General features: G+C 75.5%; 1 pseudogene. It reads right to left on the bottom strand.

What is annotated here, in order from left to right:
• Positions 1-132 precede the first annotated feature (132 nt).
• Positions 133-879 (bottom strand): annotated as a pseudogene (locus VR44_RS40205) (DUF1365 domain-containing protein); the annotation flags it as partial.
• Between the last annotated feature and the right edge of the window lie 81 nt (positions 880-960).

Genomic DNA, 960 nt, shown 5'->3' on the forward strand with positions numbered 1-960 from the left:
CGGACGGCGGTGGGACCGCTGGTGCGGGCCCTGTCTCGGCGGGGCTCGGTCTGCGGGGGGGGATCCCGACGGCACGGCCGGGGGGCCGGTTGCGGCCGGGGGACGTGGTGGCGGGCTGGGGCACGACGGCGTGCCTTCCTGCGGGGTGGACCGCGGACGGGGGTGTACGGGCAGACCGCGCAGCAGCAGGGCGATGCCGTGGCGGCGGATGCCGGCCCAGACGGCAGCGGTCGACCACGGCCTGCGGACGGCGGCGGACAACAGGGCGGGGACGGTGGCGGGGCGCCGGCGGCCCCGGACGACGGCGGTGAAGGCCCGGCCTTCCGCGTGGTCGAGGTGGACGGTGAGCCGCAGCCGGTCTCCGGGCAGCGGCAGCCGCATCCGGTAGCGGCCGTCGACCGCGAAGAAGGGCGAGACGTAGAACTCCTTGTCGGCCTTTGCCTCACCGCTCTCGTCCGTGTGCAGCAGGTAGCAGTGGCGCTGCCCATAGGTGTTGTGGACCTCCGCCACGACGCACACCAGGGCGCCGGAGCGGTCGTGGCACCAGAACACGCTGAGCGGGTTGAAGACGAAGCCGAACACCCGGGCGTGCGCCAGCATCGTGACCCGCCCGCCGTCCAGGTCGATGCCGCGGGCGGCGAGGCAGGCGTCGAGCCGGGCACGGATGGTGCCGCCATCGCCGGTGAAGTGGTCGCGGGCGTCGAAGTGGGCGAGCGGTCGTAGGGGCCGGGGCAGCACCGGCAGCCGGTCGAGGTCCACGCACCACAGGTAGGTGCGGTGCCGGAAGGAGTGGCGCAGCGGGGCGGTGCGCGTGTGGGTGATCACGCAGTCGTAAAGCGCCGCCGTGGGTGCGGCGGGCCGCGCGGGCCTGGTCACCAGCGCGCTCCCAGGGAGTGGGCGGCAGCGGCGCCGGAGCGGCAGCCGTCTTCGTGGAAGCCCCAGCCGTGCCAGGCCCCCGCG

The sequence above is a fragment of the Streptomyces katrae genome (assembly GCF_000966975.1).
GTDB classification, from domain to species: domain Bacteria; phylum Actinomycetota; class Actinomycetes; order Streptomycetales; family Streptomycetaceae; genus Streptomyces; species Streptomyces katrae.